This is a genomic window from Agarivorans sp. QJM3NY_30 (genome assembly GCF_050870855.2).
Lineage (GTDB): Bacteria > Pseudomonadota > Gammaproteobacteria > Enterobacterales > Celerinatantimonadaceae > Agarivorans.
In genome coordinates, this window is sequence record NZ_CP194038.2 from 1922521 (window position 1) to 1946597 (window position 24077).

The following is a 24077-nucleotide window of genomic DNA, read 5'->3' on the forward strand; positions in this document are numbered from 1 at the left end:
ACGTGTTTAGGAATATCTTCTAAATTTTCAAAAATTTGACTTATGTATAGAAAGGTTTAATCAGTGAAAATTCTTGTAACCGGTGGTGCGGGCTTTATAGGCTCAGCAGTCGTTCGCCATATTATTCAAAATACTTCAGATTACGTAGTCAACGTCGATTGTTTGACGTATGCAGGCAATCTAGAGTCTTTAACTGTTGTTGAATCAAATGAGCGCTATGAGTTTGAGCAAGTCAATATATGCGACAGTGCTCAGTTGGCGCGGGTGTTTGCTGAGCATAAACCTGACGCAGTGATGCACTTAGCTGCGGAAAGTCACGTTGACCGCTCTATCACAGGGCCTGCTGCGTTTATTGAAACCAACATAGTTGGCACATATACCTTACTTGAAGCCACGCGTGATTATTGGAACAAGCTAAATGATGTAGCTAAGCAAGCTTTTCGCTTTCACCATATCTCAACCGATGAAGTGTATGGTGATCTACCACATCCAGATGAAGCAGAAGTGGGTACAGAGCTCCCCATGTTTTTAGAAACAACCTCGTACGAGCCTTCTAGCCCTTATTCTGCCTCTAAAGCGTCAAGCGATCACCTGGTGCGTGCATGGCTGCGAACATATGGCCTGCCAACGATGGTAACTAATTGTTCGAACAATTATGGGCCTTATCACTTCCCTGAAAAACTCATACCACTTGTGATATTAAATGCTTTAGAAGGTAAACCGCTACCTATATATGGCAAAGGTGACCAAATCCGTGACTGGCTCTATGTAGAAGATCATGCCCGTGCGCTTTACACCGTAGTTACCGAAGGTAAGGTGGGTGAAACTTACAACATTGGTGGGCACAACGAAAAGCAAAACCTAGAAGTCGTACAAACGATTTGTTCCATTTTAGATGCGTTAGTACCGAAAGAAAGTGCCTACTCAAGCCAAATAACCTATGTGCAAGACCGCCCCGGTCATGACAGGCGTTATGCAATTGACTCGAGTAAGATGCAAAGAGAGTTGGGATGGTTGCCAGTTGAGACTTTTGAAACGGGCTTAAAGAAAACCGTTCAGTGGTACCTCGAGAATACAGAATGGTGTCAAAACGTGCAAGATGGCAGCTACCAACGTGAACGCTTAGGTGTAGAGAATATTACCGAAGAGGATCGAAAATAATGAAAGGGATCGTTCTTGCAGGTGGCTCGGGAACGCGCTTATACCCTCTAACGCGCGGAACGTCTAAACAGATGTTACCAATTTATGATAAGCCTATGATTTATTACCCTATTTCAACTCTAATGTTGGCGGGTATTCGCGATATTTTGATTATTACCACCCCAGAAGATCAAGCTGGCTTTAAACGCCTTTTAGGAGATGGCTCAGATTATGGTATTAATCTAGAGTATAAAGTTCAACCAAGCCCGGATGGTCTAGCACAAGCTTTTATTATTGGTGAAGAATTTATTGGTGATGATTCTGTATGTCTAGTGCTTGGTGACAATATCTACTACGGGCAATCTTTTAGTGGACAACTCAAGCGCGCCAGTGAACTAACCTCGCAAGGTTTAGCCACTGTGTTTGGCTATCAAGTGAAAGACCCTGAGCGATTTGGTGTGGTGGAATTCAATAGTGACATGAAAGCAGTTTCTATAGAGGAAAAACCGCAGCGGCCAAAATCAAACTATGCCGTAACAGGTTTATATTTCTACGATAATCGCGTAGTTGAATGGGCTAAGCAGGTGAACCCCTCTATTCGTGGTGAACTTGAGATTACAACGTTAAATCAAATGTATTTAGAAAATGGAACTCTTAACGTTGAACTACTTGGCCGTGGTTTTGCGTGGTTGGATACAGGCACTCATGAAAGCTTGCATGAGGCATCATCGTTTGTGCAAACCATTGAAAATGTGCAAGGGCTTAAGGTCGCTTGCCTTGAAGAGATAGCCTGGCGTAATCATTGGTTAAGTGATGAAGTATTGCTTGAAATCGCGAAGCCAATGATGAAAAACGAATATGGCCAATACTTGGCTGAGTTGGTTGGGGGGCCAAACAGCTGTGAGGTGAAGAAATGAAGATATTGATAACCGGAAGTAAAGGGCAAGTTGGACATTGCTTAGTGAACCTGTTGTCAGAGCGTAGTAGTACTGAAGTAATAGCTTATGATCGGGACGAGTTAGATATCACAGATGAGCAGCAAGTGAAACAAATGGTTGCAGAGCTTAAACCTGATGTGATCATCAATGCCGCTGCGCATACGGCAGTAGACAAGGCTGAAACTGAAATCGATATGAGCTATGCCATCAATCGAGATGGCCCACTTTACTTAGCTAAAGCTGCTCAGTCATTAGATGCATTGCTGCTGCATATCTCAACTGACTATGTATTCGATGGCGACAAAGCAGCCCCTTACCTTGAAACTGACATACCTAATCCCAAAAGTGTATATGGTCAAAGTAAGCTAGCTGGTGAACAAGCTGTCGCTAACTATTGCTCTAGATACGCTATTTTGCGAACATCCTGGGTGTTCGGAGAACACGGTAATAACTTTGTAAAAACAATGCTGCGCCTCGGCAAACAACGGCCAGAGTTACGCATTATAGGTGACCAATACGGTAGTCCGACGTATGCTGGTGATATTGCTAAAGCACTTGTGGTAATTCTGGATAATTTTAGTGGTTTAGTCTTATCTGGAATATACCATTTTTCAGGGCAACCATACGTTAGTTGGTATCAGTTTTCTAAAGCGATTTTTGATGCTGCAGTGCAAAATGAAGTGATTGATGAGGCTCCAATAGTCAACGAAATTGGAGCTAATCAATATTTGCTACCCGCACCGAGACCTGCAAACTCACGTTTAGATAGCACCAAAATTGAAACTATATTTGATGTTAAACCAAGTGATTGGATACATGCTCTCAACAATATAAAAGCCTATAGTTAGGGTGAATAATCATGAAAGTTATTAATACAAAAATCCCAGAAGTAAAAATAATAGAGCCACAAGTGTTCGGTGATGAACGTGGCTTTTTTATGGAAAGTTGGAACAAAAAAAAGTTCGAAGAATTGGTCACGGGCAAACCGACTACTTTTGTTCAGGACAACCATTCTAAATCGAGTAAAGGTATTCTACGTGGTCTTCACTATCAAACAGAAAATACTCAAGGAAAGCTAGTTCGAGTAGTTTTAGGTGAAGTGTTTGATGTAGTGGTTGACGTTCGAAAAGGTTCCGCTACATTCGGGCAATGGGTAGGAGAGTATTTATCTGAAAAGAATAAACGTATACTTTGGGTGCCTGAAGGTTTTGCTCATGGGTTCTATGTGACATCGAATGAGGCTGAATTCGTTTATAAGTGTACAGATTATTATTCACCCCAACATGAACTTTCTCTCTCTTGGTCTGATTATTTTATTAATATAAATTGGCCTCTTGATGGTGAACCTAAGCTATCACAAAAGGATAAAGAAGCAATGACATTTAAAGAGTTAGTTAATAAACTATGAAAACGATTTGTGTTATTGGTACGGTTGGTATACCTGCTTGCTATGGTGGTTTTGAATCTTTGGTTGAAAACTTAGTTGATAATGCAAGTGAAAAAATAAAATATAGTGTTTTCTGTTCATCAGATAATTACGCTGAAAAAATAAAAAACCATAATGGCGCTAATCTAATATATATACCTATTAAGGCTAATGGTGTGCAAAGTGTGGCATATGATATTTGGTCATTGATTAAATGTCTGAAAATTCGTCCTGATATTGTGCTTATATTAGGTGTCTCCGGATGTATTTTTTTACCTATATTTTCAAAGTTATCTGATAGTAAAATTATTACTAACATAGATGGTTTGGAATGGCGAAGAGAGAAGTGGAATAAATTAGCAAAGAAATTCTTGAGAATTTCGGAATCATTAGCAGTAAAATATTCGAGTTCAATAGTAACTGATAATAGAGCTATTTTTGATTATGTACTTGATGAATATGGTGTTGAGAGCACTGTTATAGCATACGGAGGCGATCATGCGCTACGAAATATTGAACCGGTTGATGCAGAGCATGACTATGGTTTGGCTATATGCAGAATTGAACCTGAAAACAATATTGAGATGATTTTGAAAGCATTTTCGAGAACAAATCAACGCTTAAAGTTTATTGGTAATTGGGAGGCTAGTGAATATGGGATAAGGTTGAAGAAAGAATATTCACGCCATGAAAATATAGAAATAATTAATCCAGTTTATGACCTTGATACTTTGTATTCTTTTAGAAAAAACTGTTCTATGTATATTCACGGACATTCCGCTGGTGGTACAAATCCATCCTTAGTTGAAATGATGCATTTTTCAGTTCCCATCATTGCTTATGACTGTGACTTTAATAGAAATACAACACACAATTATGCATTTTTTTTCAGTAATAGTCATGATTTACGAAATAAGATTGAAAAACTCGATAAGAATTGGAATTTATCTTGTAGCAAGTTGTTGAAAGTTGCTCGTGAGAATTACACATGGAAGCGAATCAACGAACAATACGAGAGCCTCTATTAATCACACCATATAGGTTTTCTTTAGGTAACAGTATCGAGTTTTAATACCTTGCGTGGTGACTTATTAGGACCATTACTTACATAAATTAGGTTAGGAGGTGAAAATGTTAAATTTAGCTTTGGTTGGCTGCGGTCGTATCGCAAAAAGACATTCCGAGTTACTTGGATTTGGACAAATCGAAGGTGCACGTTTAGCTGCTGTCTGTGATATTGTCAAAGAAAAAGCTGAGAAAATAGGCAACAAGTTTGATGTACCTTACTTCACAGATATGCATGAAATGGCAGGAAGTGAAAACATAGACGCGTTTGTCGTACTTACAGAAAGTGGTAACCATGCAGATAACGTAGTTGATCTTGCTTCATATGGGAAGCACATAATCGTTGAAAAACCGATAGCACTAACCTTAGAAGATGCGGATCGGATGATTGAAGCCTGTGACTCGGCCGGAGTAAAGCTTTTTGTTGTTAAACAAAATCGATTCAATGTTCCAGTAATGAAATTGCGTGAAGCTTTGGAAGATGGTCGTTTTGGTAAATTAGTTTTAGGGACTGTACGTGTCCGTTGGTGTCGCCCCCAAGCATATTACGATCAGGATTCTTGGCGAGGAACTTGGGCGATGGATGGTGGTGTGTTAACTAACCAAGCAAGTCACCACATCGATTTGCTTGAATGGATGATGGGTGAAGTCGAGAGTGTCCATGCTATGAGTACAACCGCATTAGTCGACATTGAAGCCGAGGATACTGCGATTGTAAATGTTCGTTTTAAAAACGGTGCTTTAGGTATCATCGAAGCTACGACAGCTGTTAGGCCTAAGGACTTAGAGGGGTCCATTTCTATTCTAGGCGCAACTGGAACTGTCGAAATTGGTGGTTTTGCTGTAAATGAAATGAAAACATGGAATTTTTCTGAATCGCAAAAGGGTGACGAAGACATTCTAAGTGAGTATTCTGTAAATCCGCCCAATGTCTATGGGTTTGGACATCAAGCTTATTATCAACATTTTGTTGATGCAATTGAAAATAACACTAAGCAGCTTGTTGATGGTCTTCAAGGCCGAAAAAGCCTGGAATTGATTAATGCCATATATGAATCTATCGAGAGCAAAAAAGAAGTTTATTTGAGATTCAAACCGAAGCGATGTCGTTTAGGTAAGGAATAATAAATGTTTACTCAACGAGAAGTGACTATTAGAAATGTTACTTTTGGCAAAAAAGTCAAGGTGATTGAACCCGTAAACCTTTATGGCTGCTCCTTAGGTGACGACGTGTTTATTGGACCATTCGTTGAAATCCAAAAAGGAGTTGTGATTGGAAATCGAAGTAAAGTTCAATCTCATTCATTTATTTGCGAATTGGTTACAATCGGTGCTGATTGCTTTATTGGTCACGGTGTAATGTTTGTCAATGACCTTTTTTCATCAGGAGGACCTGCAAATGGAGAACAGTCGAAATGGTGTTCAACCTCGATTGGCAATAACGTATCAGTCGGTAGTAATGCGACAATTTTACCAGTATCAATATGTGATCATGTGGTAGTTGGTGCAGGAGCTGTCGTTACAAAAAATATCGCAGTATCTGGAATATATGTGGGTAACCCTGCCAGATTAATCAGAAAACTATAATAGGTGCTATATGAATAAGGGAATACCTTTTAATGATTTGTACGCGCATTATCAGTCAATTAAAACTGAAATTGATAATGCTTTACAGGATGTGTTGGAAAACACTAGTTTCGTCAGAGGCCCACATGTTGAAGCTTTTGAAGCTAACTATGCTGAGCTAATGCAAGTAGAGCATTGCGTCTCTTGTGCTAATGGCACTGATGCGTTGTACATAGCAATGAAAGCTCTTGGTTTAAAAGAAGGTCAGGAAGTTATTGCTCCAGCCCACTCTTGGATCTCAACTACAGAGACGATTACTCAAGCCGGAGGAACAGTCGTCTTTTGTGACACTCAAGTGGATACTTTCACTATCGATCCCGAAGAGATTAGAGCCAAGATTACTGATAAAACAGTAGGTATAATCCCTGTTCATTTGTACGGCCAAGCCGCAAATATGACTGAGATAATGGCTATTGCTAAAGAACATTCATTGTGGGTTCTAGAAGATTGTGCTCAGGCGCATTTGGCTACCCATAAGAACAAGCAAGTTGGTACTTTCGGAGATGTTGCTAGTTTCTCGTTTTATCCAGGTAAAAATTTAGGGGCTATGGGAGACGCTGGAGCTACGACGACCAACAATAAAAAACTTGCTGATCAAATGGCAAAATTCGCGAGACATGGGGGCTTAACAAAGGGTGTTCATGAGATTGAAGGTATTAACAGTCGGTTAGATGGACTTCAAGCCGCAATACTAAATGTTAAACTCAAGTATTTAGTAGGTTGGACGAAAGAGCGACAACGTGTCGCGGCTAGATACACTGAGCTACTTGGAGGAATTGAACAAATAGAGTGCCCAAAAGTTGCAGATGGTAATGAGCATGTTTGGCATCTATATGTTGTGAAAGTGGAAAATCGCGGTGAGCTCGTTGAATATCTAAAGCAGAATAATGTACACACGGTTATCAATTACCCTGTAGCTTTACCGTTCTTAAAAGCGTATGAACGCTTTAGTCACAAATATGATGATTTTCCAAACGCATATAATAGTCAACGGCAAATTCTGTCACTTCCAATTTATCCCGAAATGCCAGATGAGTTTGTAGTTAGGGTTTGCGATAAGATCCGTAATTTTTATTCAACAAATCAGACAAGTAGCTAAGTATGTGTGGGATATTTTTTGCAAAGTCACTTCAAAATATTACAGAGTCCTGTTTTGTTAAAGCTTTAAAAAAACAAGAATGGCGTGGGCCAGATGCTATTGGGTATCTAAACATTGGTGATGTTCATCTTGGACATGTTCGATTGTCAATATTAGACCTGACATCGTCAACAAATCAGCCTATGTCTTCTAAGTGCGGCCGTTATAAAATTATTTATAATGGCGAAATTTATAATCATTTAGATATCAGAAAGCGTTTAGATCTTACATGTGATACCGATTGTGATACTGAGACTATTATTGAAGGCTTTGCATCAGAAGGTAAAGCCATTTTCTCTATGCTAGATGGTATGTTTGCGCTAGTGATCTACGATCTTAAAGAGAAAAGCTGGTGGGCAGCTCGAGATAGGTTCGGCATTAAGCCTCTCTTTAGTGCAAGTACCGACCAAGGATTCTTTCTATCATCTGAAACTATTTCAATTAGAGAAATGTTCGATTGTTCCGTTAGTAGTGAATCTTTAGCTGAGTGGAGTTTGATTCGGCGGCCAATGCCAGGGAAAACGTTCTTCAATGAAATTGATGAAGTTCTACCGGGCACAATCCTAAAAAATGGTGATGTAGTCGATGTTCTTACAATAGATAGTTCTTCTACAGAATCGGAAATCGATCAAGCTAAAGTTGAACAGTTATTAAGGGATTCAGTGAAATTCCATGAGTTAAGTGATGTAACTAACGTGTGTCTCCTATCTGGAGGAATTGATAGTTCGCTTATTACAAAACTTAGCTCAGCGCGAAAAACTTATACTATAGGCCTAGAAGCGCATAACGAGATAGCCGAAGCTAAAGAGACTGCTAGTATATTAGGAAAGTCGATTGAATCCTTAACTCTATCAGAAGAACAATTGACTGAAGTATGGAAGCACCTCATTAAATTGCGTGGTGAGCCTTTGAGTGTGCCAAATGAAGGTATGATTTATGCGATCTGTAATCAAATGACAGCCAACGAAAAAGTCGTTTTGACTGGGGAAGGCGCGGATGAATTATTTTTTGGTTATGATCGGATCTTCAGAGCATTCATTCACATCGATGGTGAATTTAGTCTAAAGCAGTTTCTTGAACTGTATGGGTATGCACCTAAAGAGCTATGCACTAAAAGACTTGAAAGTTATCTTCTCGATTTGAAAGCCAATAAAAAACCAATTGAGTTCCTTGAAGACTTTTTTCATAAGGTTCATTTGACGGGGTTGTTGAGAAGAATGGATACTGCGAGTATGGCAGCATCGAAAGAGGCTCGTGTTCCATTTGTAAGCTATGGTCTGGTCAGCTATTTATATCGTGGGAATCCATCAGATAAGATCAACAATACTTATTCAAAACTTCCACTGAGAAAAATGTGTGAAAACTTAGGGTTGTATGGGCCTATTAATCGAAATAAAATTGGCTTCAGTTCTACTTTTGGTGCTCACAATAGTCGTTTCGAAGAATATGAAAAATTCAGAGCATTTAATTTAGAGGTACTCGGATGGTAGTTGGATATACAACAGGTGTTTTTGATCTTTTTCATGTCGGGCATGTAAGGGTTCTCCGGAATGCAAAGGCCATGTGCGATAGGTTGATTGTAGGGGTTACTAATGACGAACTAGTTTCGTATAAAAACAAAAAGGCAGTAATACCGTTCGAAGAGAGACTAGAAATAGTTTCAGCGTGTGAATATGTAGATTTAGCAGTGGAGCAATCCACAATGGATAAAATGGACGCTTTTAACCGTTACAAATTTAACATTATGTTTGTGGGCGATGATTGGTACAAAACTGATAAATGGGATCAAATAGATAGGGAATTAACAGTTGCTGGTGTGCGTTTAGTATATTTCCCTTATACGAAATCTACATCTTCTACATTAATAAACAATACTCTTCTTTCTTTACGCTCTGAAGCTATAGATAGCAAGGAACTAAAGTGACATTAGAAGCTTGGTAAGATGGAGGAGTCTTTTTGGTGGAAAAAAAATCTTTACTGTTTGTAGCAGGACTTGGTTCTACAGGCTCTAGTGCTCTATGTGATGTTCTATCAGAGTATAGCGGTGTCTTGTGTCCGAGTCAGGAATGGCGAATATGGGTCGATCCGGATGGATTGATTGATCTTGGTAATAAGCTCAGTGGTGAAACGAGTATGTTTCATATTACGTCGAGTATTAATCGCTTTACTGAGCTTACTAAGCGATTAACGAAACCCAGCTTCGGTCCATACAGTAAGTTGAAACTAAAAGGTTACTTGAAAGAAGCATATATACAAATTGAAAGCGACCTAAAGAAAGAGTTCGGCTACGAAGGTTATAAAGGCCTGTGGTATGGAAATTCGCAATCATTTTTAGCTTCGGCTAACTTTGTGATGAATCGAAAATTCTGGAAGAAAAACCTAATAAATAAACAAATGTGGCTAACTGATTTTTCAACAAAAGAAGAAGCTTTTTCAATCATTGGTACTGTTGTGGAAAAACAGTTATTCAAACATTTAGAGAAAACAGGTAATAAGCATTTTGCTATCAATGAAAACTTTAGCATTTTATTTTCAAATTCAATTTTGGAAATGCACCGCGATGCTAAGATAGTGGTCGTTATTCGTGATCTCCTAGATGTTTACGCTGATTCTTTTAGAGTCGGTTGGCTTGCAATGCCGTATGAAATTGATAAATTCATAAAATGGCAGAAAAGAATGTATCTTCAACTAATTGAGTTAAAATCAAATAACCCTGATAGAATTCATATTGTAAGTTTTGAAGCATTATGCAATAACTATGATGATGAATTGGTTAGATTGAAAGAATTTATTCCTGAACTACTGGAACAGCGTGTCACCCTGAAATTTAAGCCGGAAGTTTCTCAAAAGAACATCGGGCAATGGCGAAATTCACATTGTTGGCTAGAAAAATATAATGATGAGTGTCAAAGTATAATTAAAATGTTGGACTTGTCATAATGAATAGATTTGTAATTCTTAACTTACCGGGCGCTAATATTTTAGCAGTTGAATATTGGTTAAAGCGCTCAAGTAAGAAGTATGTTGTTTCTTGTAACCCTCAAGATATAACTCCAGATATATGTTTAGTTTTACCAGGAGTAGGAAGTTTTGATTCCTGTATGTCATTTCTGGATGAAAAAAATCTTATAGGTAAAATTACCGAACATTACCAAAATGATGGTTTTATGATCGGTATTTGTTTGGGGATGCAAATATGTTTTGAATCCAGTGAAGAGGGGAGCCTTAAAGGGCTATCTCTTTTATCAGGACTAGTAAAAAAGATACCTAAAGGTAAAGAAAAAGTTCCTAATATCGGTTGGAGAGACCTAGGAGATATAGGCAACTTTTATTTTATGCATTCCTATGCCGTCCCTGATATAGAAGTTATAAATAATCAGAATGTGGGAGATAGCATTTTTCTTGGACATAATATGAATCTATTAGCTAGCTTCCGCTCAAGAAATGGCTTCTTTTTTCAATATCATCCAGAAAAAAGTTACGAGTTCGGTGATCGATTACTAGAAGAAATTATTAATGAATCAGAGAATAGTCGCTAAAGTAACCATTTTTAACGGTATTGCTTACCAAACAGAAAAATTCAGACCAAACATTTACTTAGGTTGTCCGATAAACATATGCAATATTCTTTCTGATCAAGGCTGCCAAGAACTTGTGTTGAACTTTGTCCGCTCCGCGCCCAATATGAAGTTTGTTGAAGATATCCTATCAGTGTGTCGCTCGCCCGTCACAGTAGGAGGTGTGTGTGATCAAATCGAAGATTATACAAGATTGGTTTCTTCCGGTGCGGAGAAAGTAATTGTTTCGGATTCAGTGTGGGCTGGCACGAATAAGGTATATATGTTGGCTGAAAGATTTGGAAGACAAGCTGTTGCTGTATCTGTCGATTATATCGAGAATGCTGGTGAGCGTTATGTTGTTGGTGGACAGTATCGAAAAGACCGTATTGGCAAGTTAACCGAGCTTCTCGATACTATCCCAATTGATTTTGTAGGGGAAATTATCTTGAACAATGTGAGTAGGGATGGGCAAGAAACAAGTTTAGACTTAGACGTAATCAACTATTTAAGTAAAGAAGTGAGGGAGTTACCGATTCTTTTATCTGGTGGTTTGAAAGATTTCAGTAGTGTTAAAAAGACGGAATTTCTAGATGGAGTGGTATCAACAACAGCAATAAGCCTTTATTCTCAATTGAAATCACCACTTACTCACTATCCTGCAAAGTTTAGTGTAAAAGGGCGTTAAATCAGATGAGTAATAATTATACTGTATGTTCTAAGTGTGTAATGGATACAACCGACTCAAGTATCACATTTGACTCAGATGGTGTTTGTAATCACTGTAAAAAATATGAACAACTTAATATTATCACTAAACAAGAAACCAAGATTTTTAAACAACAACTTGCTGAAATTGGAAGTCGAGAAGGCAAGTATAATTGTATTGTCGGTGTTAGTGGTGGATTAGATAGTTCATACTTAATTTTACATGCTGTCCGAGATTTAGGCCTTAAACCTCTAGCTGTTCATATTGATAATGGTTGGAATAGTGGCCTAGCAAATATTAATATTCACAAACAGCTTGATATACTTGGTGTTGACTTGTATACCGAGGTAATTGATTGGGAAGAATTCCGACTAATGCAGTTAGCTATCCTAAAAGCAGGAGTGCCGGACCTTGAAGCTCCGACGGACTTATTTATTAATTATGCTCTAAGGAAAGTTGCTAAAAAGTTTAATATAAAACACGTTTTGTCTGGTACTAACCCTCAAACAGAAGGCGTAATGGGTTCTGATTGGTCTTACGGTCAGCGAGATCCTATTTACTTAAAAGGTTTATACGAGAGATTTAGCGCTACTACACCGGTAAAGTTGCCTTTTAAAAACTGGTATAAGAGCTTATATGACCAACTCGGTGGTGGTTTAAGCATTGTTCGTCCTCTGAAGTACACTGAGTACTCAAAACGATTAGCAGTTAGCCGGTGTGAACGAGATTTAGGATGGGTAGAGTACCCAAGAAAGCACGGTGAGTCGTTTATAACTCGTTTTTATCAAAATTACTTTCTTCCCGTCCGTTTTGGTTTTGATAAACGCAGAGCACATTATTCCGCTCTTATTTTGAATGGCGACATGAGTAGAGAAGAGTGCTTATATAAACTCAAAAATGAGGATATCACTGGCAGAGAAACTCAAGCTGAAATACATTATTTTTGCAAAAAGTTGAGAATCACTCAAGCGGAATTTGATCTTTATATGATCCAGGGAAAGAAATACCATATCGACTACCGTACAATGAAGGACAGCTTTATATTTAAGTTTGGAAAAAAGACCAAAGATATGGGTTTTTTTTCTAAGGGTTTTATAGATTATGTTAGAAAAATAATTGAACACTAATTAGTGTCGAAATCATCATAGGATTTATAGATGGTTTCATCACTTCGGTATCAGTAGGATTCAATCAATGATTGAACTGTTTAAAAATAAGTATGTTTTCATGCTTTCATCAGTTGTAGCATCTGGAACATCTTATTTTCTTAATATTACATTAATACTTTTACTTGCAGATAAATCTCAGTATGCTAATTATCTTTCTTTAAACGCGTGGGCGATATATCTCTCCACGTTTATATATTTATCAATTATGGAGCTTTATATTAGTCCGGAAGGAAAAAGTGTTGATATATCTAAGTTATTTAACACATCATTTTTTACTTTGGTTGCATTGTCATTTATCATTATTTTTTTGTATTTTTTGGCTGGAAGCAACTACTTATCTTTCTCAATAATAACAACCTCTATTTTTTACGCCTTTATTAAACTGTTAGCTCAGTATTTTCTTTTTCGTAAACAAACAGAAGGAGTTGTTTTTCTAAGGTATGGTAGATCTTTGTTAATAATCATTATGGTTTTCATTTTGTATTTAGTAAAAAATATAGGCGAAGTTATTGTAACGTCAGAAGATCAGTTGTATATACAAGGGGGGATTTGTGCTCTTGTTATCTGTTTCGCTATTTTTATATTTAATATTAAATTTTATTTTAATGAAGGTTCCTTTTTTGAAATATATAGAAACTTTAAAGGGCGTATTGTAAAAAGAAATTTCTCTATGTTATTCGACATGATACACATGCCGATTCTGTACCATGTAATTAGTCATAATAGTAATCTCATGAATGCTACTTTCATTTATGCTGTAGGGGTGGTTTTACCTCTGGCTTATGTTGTGTCTGTCATATTAAAAGAGCAAGTCATAGTGAAACTAAATGGAGGAAAGTTAAGTTCAGTTGATAGAATTTCGAAAATGATGATTTTTGTTGTTTTGTTTTTTTATGTTTTTATAATGGCGATACATAGTTACGATGAATATTATCAACTAACATTTCTAATATTACTTGGAAGTTTAATCACTTTTTCTGGTTGTGTTGGGCTTAATATATATAGGAAAGGACTTGAAAAGTACGATCTGGCTAATAATTTATTTGTAATGGTATTTCTTTTGTTAATATCAAATTCATGGATAGATATTTCTCCACAAATGCAGGTTATCTTATCCATCTTTATTGTGTCTCTAAAGTTCACAGTACAATTGTTGTTGTCCTTATTTGGTAAAGAGAAGGTAGGGTGTGGGCAGTGAAGTATATTTTTATTTCTGTTAATGAAAACTTAAACTGTGGGCTTTTGAAATCACAGTTTATAGAACCCATAATAAACCATTTTGAAGAGAATTTTGAAATAGTCAGTATCAACCGACCATTTTATTCACAAGAAATGGAAGGTGTGAGTCAGTTAAATATTCTGTTACCCCAAAGCGTTGTTGCTTACAACTTCCTATGTGTATTATATAATTTATGGGCAATCTGTTGTGCATTGATTTTGAGAGTGAGGTATAATGTTAATAGCGATACTAAACTTGTTGCAAGAGGTTACCTTTCTGGACTAGTAGCTTATTATGTGAAGCGGATTTTCAATATAGACTATATTTTCGATCCAAGAAGTCTTTATCCGCTTGAGTGTATTACTGCAAATCGAATGAAGGTTAATTCAATATCTTACCGTTATTGGGTTGGAGTCGAAAGTAAAATAATAGGTTTGGCCGCGCGTACTTCTTGCGTATCTTTAGGTATGGCTGATTATTATTCTAGACATTATAATGTCGATAACATTGTAATGGTTCCTTGTTTTAGAACAGAACATGGTGGATTTGATAAAAACAAAGATGTTTCATCTCTTAAAGATAGTCTAAATTTGAACCAAAAAAAGAAAACCATCTTATATTACGGTAGTTTAAATAGCGGTTGGAATAATCTTGACTTATATACAAGCCATATATTGAACGAATTTGGTAGAGATGTACAGTTTCTAATTGTCTCACAAGACAGAGATAAGATACTCTCAAGTGAGTTAGGTTCACTCGAAAATGTGCGCGTCTATTCCTTAGATACCTTACCTGAAGGTATCACCATTAATGATATATTTCATTGCGCCGATTATGGGATGATATTTATGGATGAGTCTCACGATTGGTTTACACGGTTAAGTGTTAAGTTTGCTGAATACACTTATTTCGGTCTACCGGTAATTACAAACAAATGGGTGGGTGAAGCTGTTAGGCTTATCAATGAATATCAACTCTATCCCTCAAAAGTCATTGAAAGTAACAAGTGCATCCTTGTAGTGCCAACAGTAGAAAATAAATCCAGGATAAGTCATTGGGCTTTTGATTACTTCTCTCCAATTAATATTAATAAGTACACAGGAAATTACTAATGAATATTGCAGTTTTATTGTGTACTTACAATGGTGAGAAGTATATTAAGCAACAATTAGAATCTATAATTTCACAGGAAGTCATGCCGTCAGTTATATCTGTGTATGACTGGGGTAGTTCAGATCAAACAGTTCAGATATTAGAGACATTTTTATCAGAAGTTATTGCTTTATCAGAGGTTAATGTAGAGGTTAAAATAGTTCTTAAAAATAGCCCAATTGGAGTCGCCGCAGGATTTAAAATTGGAATTCTAGAAATGACTATGTCCTCTATGAGTTTTGATTACATCGCATTATGTGACCAAGACGACATATGGTTACCAAATAAGCTATCTGAATATAGTAATGCAATTAAATCGAATCCTTTAGTCGATTTGATTTTCTCAGATGTAAGTACTATTGATTCATCAGGAGTAACTCTGATTAGCGCTAGAAATCATGTTTCTCCATATTTTACACCCAACTTAGAACGTTTTGATGAGAGTGTTGTTTTCGCAAATCCCGTAGTTGGTATGACTATTTTGATATCTAAAAAACTATCTGTTATTTATGCAAATACTAAGTTTGAATCAGAAATAATGCACGATTGGAGTTTAGTTTTAATTTGTAAGTTTTTGGATTTGAAAACAATTTATATTGATAAGCCTCTAGTATTGTACCGCCAACATTCCAATAATGTCCTTGGTAATAGCTCTAAGAGTTCTAAAATATCACTGTTGCTTAGTATGCCTAAAAGGGTTCGGGTTTTGAGACAACAATATGATGATTTCAACTCTAAATTGTTAACTAACAGAAAATTTGATTATTTATTTTTTATTAAAAATGTATCTAAATCAAAAGTTATTACTCCTATTTATAAATCGGTTATATTGTTTTTTCTCATTTTGGATTTTCTACTCGTGAAAATCAGAGGTGATAAGTGTTAGTGTAAGCTATAAATTAACAGGAAGGTTATAGTTTTCAATGATCTATCTCTTATAAAATTATAAGCTACTTATGATTATGTTAGCCAATTATATTCCATATGCTTTTGGGTGAATGCTAGCTCGGTGAGGTGCGTTTTTTACCTTATTAGGAGCGCTTTCTTTAATTTTCACGGTTGATGGTCTATCTTTGATGAAATCTATTCCAGGATACTAAGTTGGAACTACTATTTTTTATTTTGATTTTGTTTGTGGTTTGCTTTTATATATGGTTTTTCCCTTTTAATAGGCGTAGTCAAACACATATAAGTATAATAGCTGAACCCGCTACTTTCAGCTTGATTATATTATGTGTTACAGCGTGGATTGGTGTAATAACTATATATTTTCTTCGTGAGGGTCATTACTTTAATAAGGTTGTATTTAATTATACAAAAAATGATGGACTGATCCTTATTTTTGTTACAGCAGCCGTATTTTTGATGTCATATGTCAGCAAAGTTAATGTTAGGTTTCTTCGTAAAGTTCATCTTTACTCTCAATCTAAAATTGACGGGGTTGATTGGCTTATCATCATCATCATATCTCTCATTTTTTCATATTATTTATACGTTGATGGGCACTTTATTTTAGGTATGTTTCAAGCAAAAAATCAATATGCAATAATGGCGTTAAGAAAAGCAAGTACCTCGGCAGGGAGCGACTATTTATTTAAGAAGGTTGTCTTAGAAGGTGTTTTTTGGGTCTCGTTACTTTACTATTATTCAGTATCTAATAGGACTAAATCATTTACTACATTTCTCTATATAGTTACATTTATTTTTAGTTTGTTTTTGCTGATTTCGCTAAAAAAAATATCATTAGTAATGTTGTATTTAAGTATATATCTAGTAGTTAATTATAATAGTAAGTTTAGTTTTGTAAAATTATTTAAGTTGATTTTATATTTTATCCTGTTTATGTTTTTTGTCTATTTTTTACTTATCAAAAATGTCGATCTAGAATATATGTTATCCCCATTTAGAGAAGGTTTGATTGGCAGGATATTTATTAGTGAGGTATCGTCTCTATATGCCCATATGGAGATATTTCAAAATAATCACCTTGGTCTTGAATCTCTTTCTCGGTCCTTTTCAAAGCTTTTGGGTATTGGTTTTTCCCCTCGCTCTGGGGAAATAGTAATGGCTACAGTCAATCCTTCCTGGGTTGAGATGGGTATTGGAGGAACGTATAACACTCTTTTTTTAGGAGAAGCTTTCGCCAATTTCTCATATTATGGCTTGGTCTTTTCTATCCTTTATGTTCCTTTGTTTTACCTATTTATTGTACGTAGCATAGTGATCTTCCCAGTTAAATTTCGGGTTCCGTTTCTAATATATCTATCTTTAAACGTTAACATAATGTCGGGTTTTAATGACTTTATTTATGATCCATTTCTTGTGCTTATTTATTTTGTTTTTATGCTAAGAGCTTTTTTAGTAAAAAAACGCTAAAAAGGTAGTTACTCCGCATATTTTAATTGAATCGTTAAGACGTTAGATTTTCATAAAATATGAACGGTCGTTTTGTTAATATCGTTGTATTATGTATCGTGAAGTAATTTACAAAAAACTTGATAGGTTCGTTTGTAAGTATTGCTCGAAGGGTTACTCAACATCTGGTTGAACATCAAACACACCGCGGAATTATAATAGCGCCTCGCTATCAATGGTAAGTTAAACGCCAATTTTTATCTGCGTTTAACTTTAGTTATATCGGAGCTTAAGCTATGAGTATAACATGACTATATCGATTTAAAGATTTCTCACTATAGTCAAAAGACTGTCATAAAAACCGTTTATAGATTGAAATTAAGGATATTTGAATGAAAATTGCTGTTGCCGGGACCGGCTACGTGGGTTTATCTAACGCGATGCTGATTTCTCAACATCATGAGGTGGTTGCTGTCGATATTGTTCCTGAGAAAGTAGAAATGCTTAACAATCAGCGCTCGCCAATTGTAGACGTAGAGATAGAAGCATTTCTGACCAACGAATCGTTAAGTTTTACCGCAACGTTAGATAAGCAATTGGCCTATAAAGACGCTGATTATGTCATTATTTCTACACCGACTGATTACGACCCCGAGACTAATTACTTTAATACTCAGTCGGTTGAAGCGGTGATTAAAGATGTACTTGAGATTAACCCTTCAGCGGTGATGGTGATTAAATCTACGGTGCCGGTTGGTTACACTAAGTCTATTCGCGAAAAATTTGCAGTAGATAACATTATTTTTTCTCCGGAATTTTTACGAGAAGGGCGGGCTCTTTACGACAATTTGCATCCTTCTCGGATTGTGGTGGGCGAGGTCTCGGAGCGCGCGGAAACTTTTGCCAACTTGTTGGTCGAAGGTGCAATAAAAGAGAATATCGACGTATTATTGACCGACTCAACTGAGGCAGAAGCGATTAAACTATTTGCCAATACTTATTTGGCGCTTCGCGTGGCTTATTTTAACGAGTTAGACACCTATGCTGAGACACATGGTCTGAGTAGTCGTCATATTATACAAGGTGTCGGTCTAGACCCTCGTATTGGCAGTCATTATAACAATCCTTCTTTTGGTTACGGGGGTTATTGTTTACCTAAAGATACCAAACAGCTATTGGCCAACTATAAAAACGTACCCAATAATATTATTGGCGCAATCGTGGATGCTAATACTACCCGTAAAGATTTTATCGCTGAGTCGATTGTGAAGCGTAACCCGCAACGAGTCGGAGTATATCGCCTGATCATGAAGTCGGGGTCGGATAATTTCCGGGCCTCGAGTATCCAGGGGATTATGAAGCGAATTAAAGCTAAGGGTATTGAAGTGGTGATTTATGAACCGGTAATGGAGCAAGATGAGTTTTATCGCTCTACGGTTATACGTGACCTAAACCAGTTTAAACAAAGCTGCGACGTGATTATTGCTAATCGGATGGTGGATGAAATTAAGGATGTAGCCGATAAAGTCTATACCCGCGATCTATTTGGTAGCGATTAGTATTTTAATTACATTTGAATAAAAAGGCGCTTAGAGCGCCTTTTTTATTATTTTAGATAACCCGCTGATTTGTCTTAGTGAGTCCCAACGCTGTTTCTTCCTTTGGCTTTGGTGAGGTCGTACAAGCTGTATTTGCGTATTAGTTTTTGACCACCGTCACGCGTTAAGGGAACCCAGCTAAAGGCTGCATACTTGGTGCTGGAGCGAGTAAGCATCATGTCGAAAGGAATTTTAATGTAAAAGCCTTTGTTAAAGCTGCCTTCACCATAGTCTTTCGCGCTTACATCTGTTTTGGTGAAAAATATACCTGCGATGGTGCCATTGTCGAATTCTCTTGATAAATTAACGGTAAAACCGCGATCTCCTGAGAGGTATTGACCCGCAGATAGCTCGGTATGGATGTTGTACCAGGGAGTCTGCCAATAGAGTGCCGCATGGCCTGTGGTTACTTCGTAATCTCTGAAGCCGAAACCGCGGTTAAAATCACGCTGTTTCACTCGGTTCATATCCACCCCAAAGGCAAAAGCGCTATTATAGGGCCGATACAGCCATTCACCACCAATTCCACCATACATAAATTCAAGGTAACCGCCATAATATTGTGCATAAAGGTTTTTACCATAACTATCGAACCAAGTGAGTTGTAAGTTAGATAAACCTACATCACTGTCGGTGAGGTATTCGCGAATATAGGTGCGAGAGCGGGGGATTGCGCCAGTGCTTTGATCAACTTTGTAATTGAATTTGTCGTAGTTATCGGCAACCGTCCACGAGGTGACTCCGTCAGCTTTAAGCTTATCAGTCAGTTGGTACTCACCGGCTAAATGTAGCGATAAGGCATAAAAGTAGAAAGTTTCGGGGCTACCGAGGCTTTGGGTTAAACCGGGATATAAGGATACATTCCAAGGTTTATGTTTGACCTCGGTGATAGAGCGTTTGTCGTTCGCTTGATGCGTATCTTCAAGCGCTTGTGTTTCGGCATACTTTGATGTTTGTAGCGGATCGAGTTGGTTGTTGGCCACTTGTAAAAATTTGTCCCGCTGGATGGTGGTTTGATAAAGCGGTAAATTTTGAGCATTTTCTATGATGTTAAATTCAGTGACAGACTCCGGCAGTCGATTACTGAGTACTCGGGCGATCCGCTGATCCGCTTCGCTACGGTCACGATATTTTATTTGCTCCCCAGTAATATCGGCTTGCTTTTCTGTGACGACCACTTGTTTTGCTAGTAGGCCCGCATTATCTGCAAGCGCCTCGACCAGTTCATCATAATCGGTGGTTGTGTGATTTGGCACTGTTTGGGCCTTAATCGGCTCTGGTGGTGCATCAAGTTTAATTTGATTGGGGACAGTTTGATAATTGGTGCGTAGCGTAAAACCTGCCATCACGGTATTGCCGCGCTCGTAACCGAGGCTGAATTGCACATAGTCTCCCCAAGAATATACCGCGCCAACATTGATTGGCAAGCTTTGAGTAAATTGGTTACTTAAGCCTTCGTTTTGATAGTCATTCGAGTCATATTCGAGCTTGAGACTCAAACCCTGAATCGGCGTTTGATACTCTAGGCCAGCAAATAGGCCCACTTGCTCACCGCGGAAAAAATTACCAAAACCGACTTGCCCGCCTTGATCGTCATCAGTCCGAGTCCATTCGGATCGATTACAGGCTCCCTCTTTAAGCTTACAGAAGGGATTGCTGATGCTGCTGCCATGGGCCAAGTAGCCCCAGCCCATACCGAGCGTGAAATCAACTTTACCCCAGCGTTTACTCGCGGCGAGATATTCACTAGAGAATAAGCCTGTTCCACCAATATCTCGGAATCCAACGGCGACTTCAGGTAAATAATAGGATTCTTGCCAAAGCCTAAACTTGGCATCGAAGCCCTTATCTTTATAGCTTTGATCGCCACTATAACCAGGGTAGGAGCTATACAAACGGTTTTCTACCGAGGTGTAGCGAATTACCCCTTCGAACCAAGGCACTGGCGTGACTGCTACGGCGCCCCGAATGTAAGGGTCAACGTAATTAATATTAAACGCAAACTCGCCCTCTGGACTCATTCTTGCCGACGGCATTTGCATCAGGCCTGCACCGCCATAGTCTGATTGGCTGGGGGCTGCCAAGCTAATATTGCTGCAGAGCGCACAACTGATGGCGATGCTGACCAAGGAGATAGTATTGTTGCTTGCTATTGCGTTTATTCTGGGAGGGTTGAATTTATTCACCTTGAGCGCTTCCTATGTATTGGTTCTGTAAAAGCTCAAGGTAGAGCTGGTTGATTTGTTGGTATTGCTTTGAAAACAGCTGAGATTTGGCTGGCACATAAATGATGCTACCTGGCGCAATTGGCTGGCTTTGCTGTTTGTTCCAATAAGCGATTGGCAGTTGTTGAATACTGCTATCGGGTTTAATCAGCCAAACATAGCTATTGTCTGCAAGATCGAATGGCTGGTAAGCACTTAGGTACTTGGTGATATCTTGTTTGGGCTGGTGTGCCAGTTGTTGTGTTGGAATAAATCCAGTCATGCGGACAGTGCTTGGCCGAGTTGGAATGACCAATTGGTCATGCGCCTTAAGCAAGTAGTTTTGCTCTGGTGCCGCAAACACGCGATCGGGGTGCACAGGTACCGTATAACGATTGGTGGGAATTATTGCAGAAACTTGTTGTTTGACTAGGCGCCATTGCTCGGCATATTTATCTTGCTCCATTTGTTGCTCAATTAATGCCAACAATTGCGCTTTTTTATCTTGGTAAATGGCTTGGTTGGTCGGACGTAGCCAAGCTATGGCATACCAATAATCACTGTCGCTGAGTTCAACTTGCATCATCACTTGGCTTAAACGTGAGTCAACGGGCAGAGTATAGTCTTGAGTTGCTTGGCCTTGTTGAACGCTAACCACCATCGATGTGGCTGTTTGCTTATTAGCTGGCACTTGACTTAAAGTTTCGGCGTCGCTTGTTACTATATGAAGGCTGGCAAGGGCTAGGCCTACATAAAGCAATTGGCTGGCGGCTTGAAAGGCTTTGTTATAAACCCGACGGCTCAGCGGTAAGTCCTTTGGTTGAGATGAAATAGCCAGATTTGGAGAGCAGCTCTCCTGTCTTTGGTTACGCAATAAGCGCATAAAATTCTTCCTTGTTAGCTCTGCAATGACGAATTAAATATCATCGTAATAAGGCATTAGCGTTTCTAAAAATATGATTGGTTGGTCGGGGCCAAGCTGTTGTTCGCTGCGCCAAACCACTTGTTTGTGATTGCTTTGTTCGACCCAGTACTGATTCGTGGTGTGAAAGTTGAGGCTGGGCACTGCTAATTGTTCGCTGATCCGTTGTACTCTTCGCTCGCTACCCGCGATCATTTGTGTGCTGGTTTCATGTGCTGTGAATGTGGAACGACTTGGTACGCTAAATAAACCTTCAGAAATAAAATCTCGGGTGGCTGAGAACGTGGCTTGTTTGCTTGCCAAGATTAATCCTAAAGTGAATGGATTTTGCCCTTGGTAGCGTACCCCGCTATTTGCAAAAGGGAGGCCGTCACTGCGAATGATTTGTCCGTTGCGAGTTACCAGGGTTATCCCGTCGGTGGCCGCCCAAACTCTTTCATCTTGATTGGCTTTGGCAAGGGCGATATAGGTTCGAGGATGCTCGCCGTATTTAATATAGAGGGCAGCGAAGCCCAAATCGAGACGTTGTTGTTCAGTGAGTTGCGCTTCAGGGAGGCCGTTGATGGCGATATCGACTAGTTCTTGACCACTTTTATAGTCTTGAGTACACCCTAACATGGTGCTTGAAAACAGGGCTGAAATTAATAATTTGCTTAAACGCATTTCCATTGCCTAAGGCTGTAAATATCGGCTTAGCTTAGCATTAGATGACAGCCGCTAAAAGAGTATGCTGCTGATTATCTTGACTCTTTAGTTATTTTGTTGATTGTTTACGCAATGCTTGTTGGTCTTGGGGGCAGATTTGAGTTGTAAGGGGGAGCGCGGGACTATTGATCGCCAAGCTGCTAAACTTTGTCGATAGTTTATCGTAATAACTGAACTTGGGATAAGCCTTAGCGCCAATACTGCTTTTAAACTCTTGTTTGCCTTAAATTGGTTTGCAATCTCGGTATTGTGAGTCAATTTATCTTGCTGAGAACTTTAAGTTTGGTATTCGCTCACAGCCTTCAACAACGCGATTGCTATCGCTTTGTTGACGCTCATTATTCTAAGTGATGGATAGGAACATAGATGGCAAGTACCGCAGCTGCTTTACATATTTTGGTAAAGCACAAACAACAAGCAGAAGACATTATTCAGCAACTAAAAAAAGGGGCAAAGTTTCAGAGCTTAGCGAAGAAATATTCATCTTGTCCTTCGGGGAAAAAGGGCGGTGATTTAGGTGAGTTTCGTCGCGGCCAAATGGTGCCTCAGTTTGATAAGGTGTGTTTTAGTGGCGAGCTATTGGTGCCTCATTTGGTGAAAACCAAGTTTGGCTGGCATGTGGTTAAAGTGCTTTATCGAACCTAATTCGTTTATTTGGGCGCATGGTTTAAGATGAAGGGAGCGAACCATGGCGGTTTTTATCTAGGTTGGTCGAGCTAGCCTGAGGTTTCTCTGATATGCAGACTTTAACATTGATCCGCGGCTTACCTGGTAGCGGAAAATCAAGCCTTGCTGCTAGCTTAGCTGCGGTGCATCTCGAAGCCGATATGTACTTTGTCGATGCGCTGGGAAACTATCATTATCGGGGCGAAGAAATTGCACAGGCCCACCAGTGGTGTCAGCAGCAAACCGCGGCTTATTTAGCTTTAGGTAAGGATGTGGTAGTGGCTAATACCTTTGTTCGGCAATGGGAAATGGCGCCTTATCGCGCGTTGGCTAAACAATACGGTGCAACGCTCAAGATTATTTGCTGCACCGCAAATTATTCGAATATTCATGGCGTGAGTCTAGATACCATTGAAAAAATGCGTCAGCAATGGGAAGCCTAGTTTATCTCATTCTTCACAAATGAATCGACTGATAAAAAAGACGCC

At 38.5% G+C, this 24077-nt stretch carries 24 protein-coding genes; 21 read left to right on the forward strand and 3 right to left on the reverse strand.

The features are described from left to right. The first annotated feature begins 63 nt into the window (after positions 1-63). The 19 genes from rfbB to ACRRSX_RS08930 all read left to right on the forward strand — a co-directional run bounded on the left by rfbB (position 64) and on the right by ACRRSX_RS08930 (position 19053). Positions 64-1161, forward strand: a complete 1098-nt coding sequence (gene rfbB, locus ACRRSX_RS08840) for a dTDP-glucose 4,6-dehydratase (protein WP_432453572.1) — start codon at positions 64-66, stop codon at positions 1159-1161. Further along, positions 1161-2057, forward strand: a complete 897-nt coding sequence (gene rfbA, locus ACRRSX_RS08845; RefSeq protein WP_432453571.1) for a glucose-1-phosphate thymidylyltransferase RfbA — start codon at positions 1161-1163, stop codon at positions 2055-2057. Before rfbB ends, rfbA begins: the two co-directional genes overlap by 1 nt. Continuing rightward, a complete protein-coding gene (rfbD, locus tag ACRRSX_RS08850; RefSeq protein ID WP_432453570.1) occupies positions 2054-2926 on the forward strand; it encodes a dTDP-4-dehydrorhamnose reductase in 873 nt (290 codons plus the stop codon). The genes rfbA and rfbD overlap by 4 nt, the downstream gene beginning before the upstream one ends. Positions 2927-2937: 11 nt before the next feature. After that, the gene (gene rfbC, locus ACRRSX_RS08855) at positions 2938-3486 is read left to right on the forward strand and encodes a dTDP-4-dehydrorhamnose 3,5-epimerase (protein ID WP_432453569.1); all 549 of its coding nucleotides are present in this window, start codon (positions 2938-2940) and stop codon (positions 3484-3486) included. Then, on the forward strand, positions 3483-4532 hold the full coding sequence (locus ACRRSX_RS08860; RefSeq protein ID WP_432453568.1) for a DUF1972 domain-containing protein: 1050 nt from the start codon (positions 3483-3485) through the stop codon (positions 4530-4532). Before rfbC ends, ACRRSX_RS08860 begins: the two co-directional genes overlap by 4 nt. 103 nt (positions 4533-4635) lie before the next feature. Further along, positions 4636-5694: a Gfo/Idh/MocA family protein gene (locus ACRRSX_RS08865; protein WP_432453567.1), complete on the forward strand. Its 1059-nt coding sequence runs from the start codon at positions 4636-4638 to the stop codon at positions 5692-5694. A 3-nt stretch (positions 5695-5697) separates the two neighbouring features. After that, positions 5698-6156, forward strand: a complete 459-nt coding sequence (locus tag ACRRSX_RS08870; protein ID WP_432453566.1) for an acyltransferase — start codon at positions 5698-5700, stop codon at positions 6154-6156. A 10-nt stretch (positions 6157-6166) separates the two neighbouring features. Beyond that, positions 6167-7294: a DegT/DnrJ/EryC1/StrS family aminotransferase gene (locus ACRRSX_RS08875; protein ID WP_432453565.1), complete on the forward strand. Its 1128-nt coding sequence runs from the start codon at positions 6167-6169 to the stop codon at positions 7292-7294. A gap of 2 nt (positions 7295-7296) precedes the next feature. Continuing rightward, positions 7297-8823: an asparagine synthase (glutamine-hydrolyzing) gene (gene asnB / locus ACRRSX_RS08880; protein WP_432453564.1), complete on the forward strand. Its 1527-nt coding sequence runs from the start codon at positions 7297-7299 to the stop codon at positions 8821-8823. Beyond that, positions 8817-9257, forward strand: a complete 441-nt coding sequence (locus ACRRSX_RS08885) for an adenylyltransferase/cytidyltransferase family protein (protein ID WP_432453563.1) — start codon at positions 8817-8819, stop codon at positions 9255-9257. The genes asnB and ACRRSX_RS08885 overlap by 7 nt, the downstream gene beginning before the upstream one ends. 35 nt (positions 9258-9292) lie before the next feature. Continuing rightward, positions 9293-10273, forward strand: coding sequence for a sulfotransferase (locus ACRRSX_RS08890; protein WP_432453562.1), 981 nt, complete (start codon positions 9293-9295; stop codon positions 10271-10273). Continuing rightward, a complete protein-coding gene (gene hisH / locus ACRRSX_RS08895; RefSeq protein WP_432453561.1) occupies positions 10273-10872 on the forward strand; it encodes an imidazole glycerol phosphate synthase subunit HisH in 600 nt (199 codons plus the stop codon). The genes ACRRSX_RS08890 and hisH overlap by 1 nt, the downstream gene beginning before the upstream one ends. After that, positions 10850-11578, forward strand: coding sequence for a HisA/HisF-related TIM barrel protein (locus tag ACRRSX_RS08900; protein ID WP_432453560.1), 729 nt, complete (start codon positions 10850-10852; stop codon positions 11576-11578). Before hisH ends, ACRRSX_RS08900 begins: the two co-directional genes overlap by 23 nt. Positions 11579-11583: 5 nt before the next feature. Then, complete coding sequence (locus ACRRSX_RS08905) at positions 11584-12726, forward strand: N-acetyl sugar amidotransferase (protein WP_432453559.1); 1143 nt, start codon at positions 11584-11586, stop codon at positions 12724-12726. 67 nt (positions 12727-12793) lie between these two features. Continuing rightward, entirely contained in the window at positions 12794-13966 is a 1173-nt protein-coding gene (locus ACRRSX_RS08910; RefSeq protein WP_432453558.1) for a hypothetical protein, read from the forward strand. After that, positions 13963-15099 (forward strand): hypothetical protein, encoded by a 1137-nt coding sequence (locus ACRRSX_RS08915; protein WP_432453557.1) that lies wholly within the window; start codon positions 13963-13965, stop codon positions 15097-15099. Before ACRRSX_RS08910 ends, ACRRSX_RS08915 begins: the two co-directional genes overlap by 4 nt. Then, positions 15099-16025, forward strand: a complete 927-nt coding sequence (locus tag ACRRSX_RS08920; RefSeq protein ID WP_432453556.1) for a glycosyltransferase — start codon at positions 15099-15101, stop codon at positions 16023-16025. Before ACRRSX_RS08915 ends, ACRRSX_RS08920 begins: the two co-directional genes overlap by 1 nt. Before the next feature lie 215 nt (positions 16026-16240). Next, complete coding sequence (locus ACRRSX_RS08925; protein WP_432453555.1) at positions 16241-17515, forward strand: hypothetical protein; 1275 nt, start codon at positions 16241-16243, stop codon at positions 17513-17515. A gap of 371 nt (positions 17516-17886) precedes the next feature. Continuing rightward, positions 17887-19053 (forward strand): nucleotide sugar dehydrogenase, encoded by a 1167-nt coding sequence (locus ACRRSX_RS08930; RefSeq protein WP_432453554.1) that lies wholly within the window; start codon positions 17887-17889, stop codon positions 19051-19053. Positions 19054-19127: 74 nt separating this feature from the next. Here ACRRSX_RS08930 and ACRRSX_RS08935 read toward each other — a convergent pair whose 3' ends face one another. From ACRRSX_RS08935 to ACRRSX_RS08945, 3 genes are read right to left on the reverse strand one after another with little or no spacing between them, the layout of a single operon-like run. Further along, the gene (locus ACRRSX_RS08935; RefSeq protein WP_432453553.1) at positions 19128-21278 is read right to left on the reverse strand and encodes a YjbH domain-containing protein; all 2151 of its coding nucleotides are present in this window, start codon (positions 21276-21278) and stop codon (positions 19128-19130) included. After that, positions 21271-22179 (reverse strand): capsule biosynthesis GfcC family protein, encoded by a 909-nt coding sequence (locus ACRRSX_RS08940; RefSeq protein ID WP_432453552.1) that lies wholly within the window; start codon positions 22177-22179, stop codon positions 21271-21273. Before ACRRSX_RS08940 ends, ACRRSX_RS08935 begins: the two co-directional genes overlap by 8 nt. A 33-nt stretch (positions 22180-22212) precedes the next feature. Further along, entirely contained in the window at positions 22213-22881 is a 669-nt protein-coding gene (locus tag ACRRSX_RS08945; RefSeq protein ID WP_432453551.1) for a YjbF family lipoprotein, read from the reverse strand. Between the two features lie 408 nt (positions 22882-23289). Here ACRRSX_RS08945 and ppiC point away from each other — a divergent pair, with 408 nt between their 5' ends. Continuing rightward, a complete protein-coding gene (ppiC, locus tag ACRRSX_RS08950) occupies positions 23290-23568 on the forward strand; it encodes a peptidylprolyl isomerase PpiC (protein ID WP_432453550.1) in 279 nt (92 codons plus the stop codon). 92 nt (positions 23569-23660) lie between these two features. Continuing rightward, the gene (locus ACRRSX_RS08955) at positions 23661-24032 is read left to right on the forward strand and encodes an AAA family ATPase (RefSeq protein WP_432453549.1); all 372 of its coding nucleotides are present in this window, start codon (positions 23661-23663) and stop codon (positions 24030-24032) included. The last annotated feature ends 45 nt before the right edge of the window (positions 24033-24077 follow it).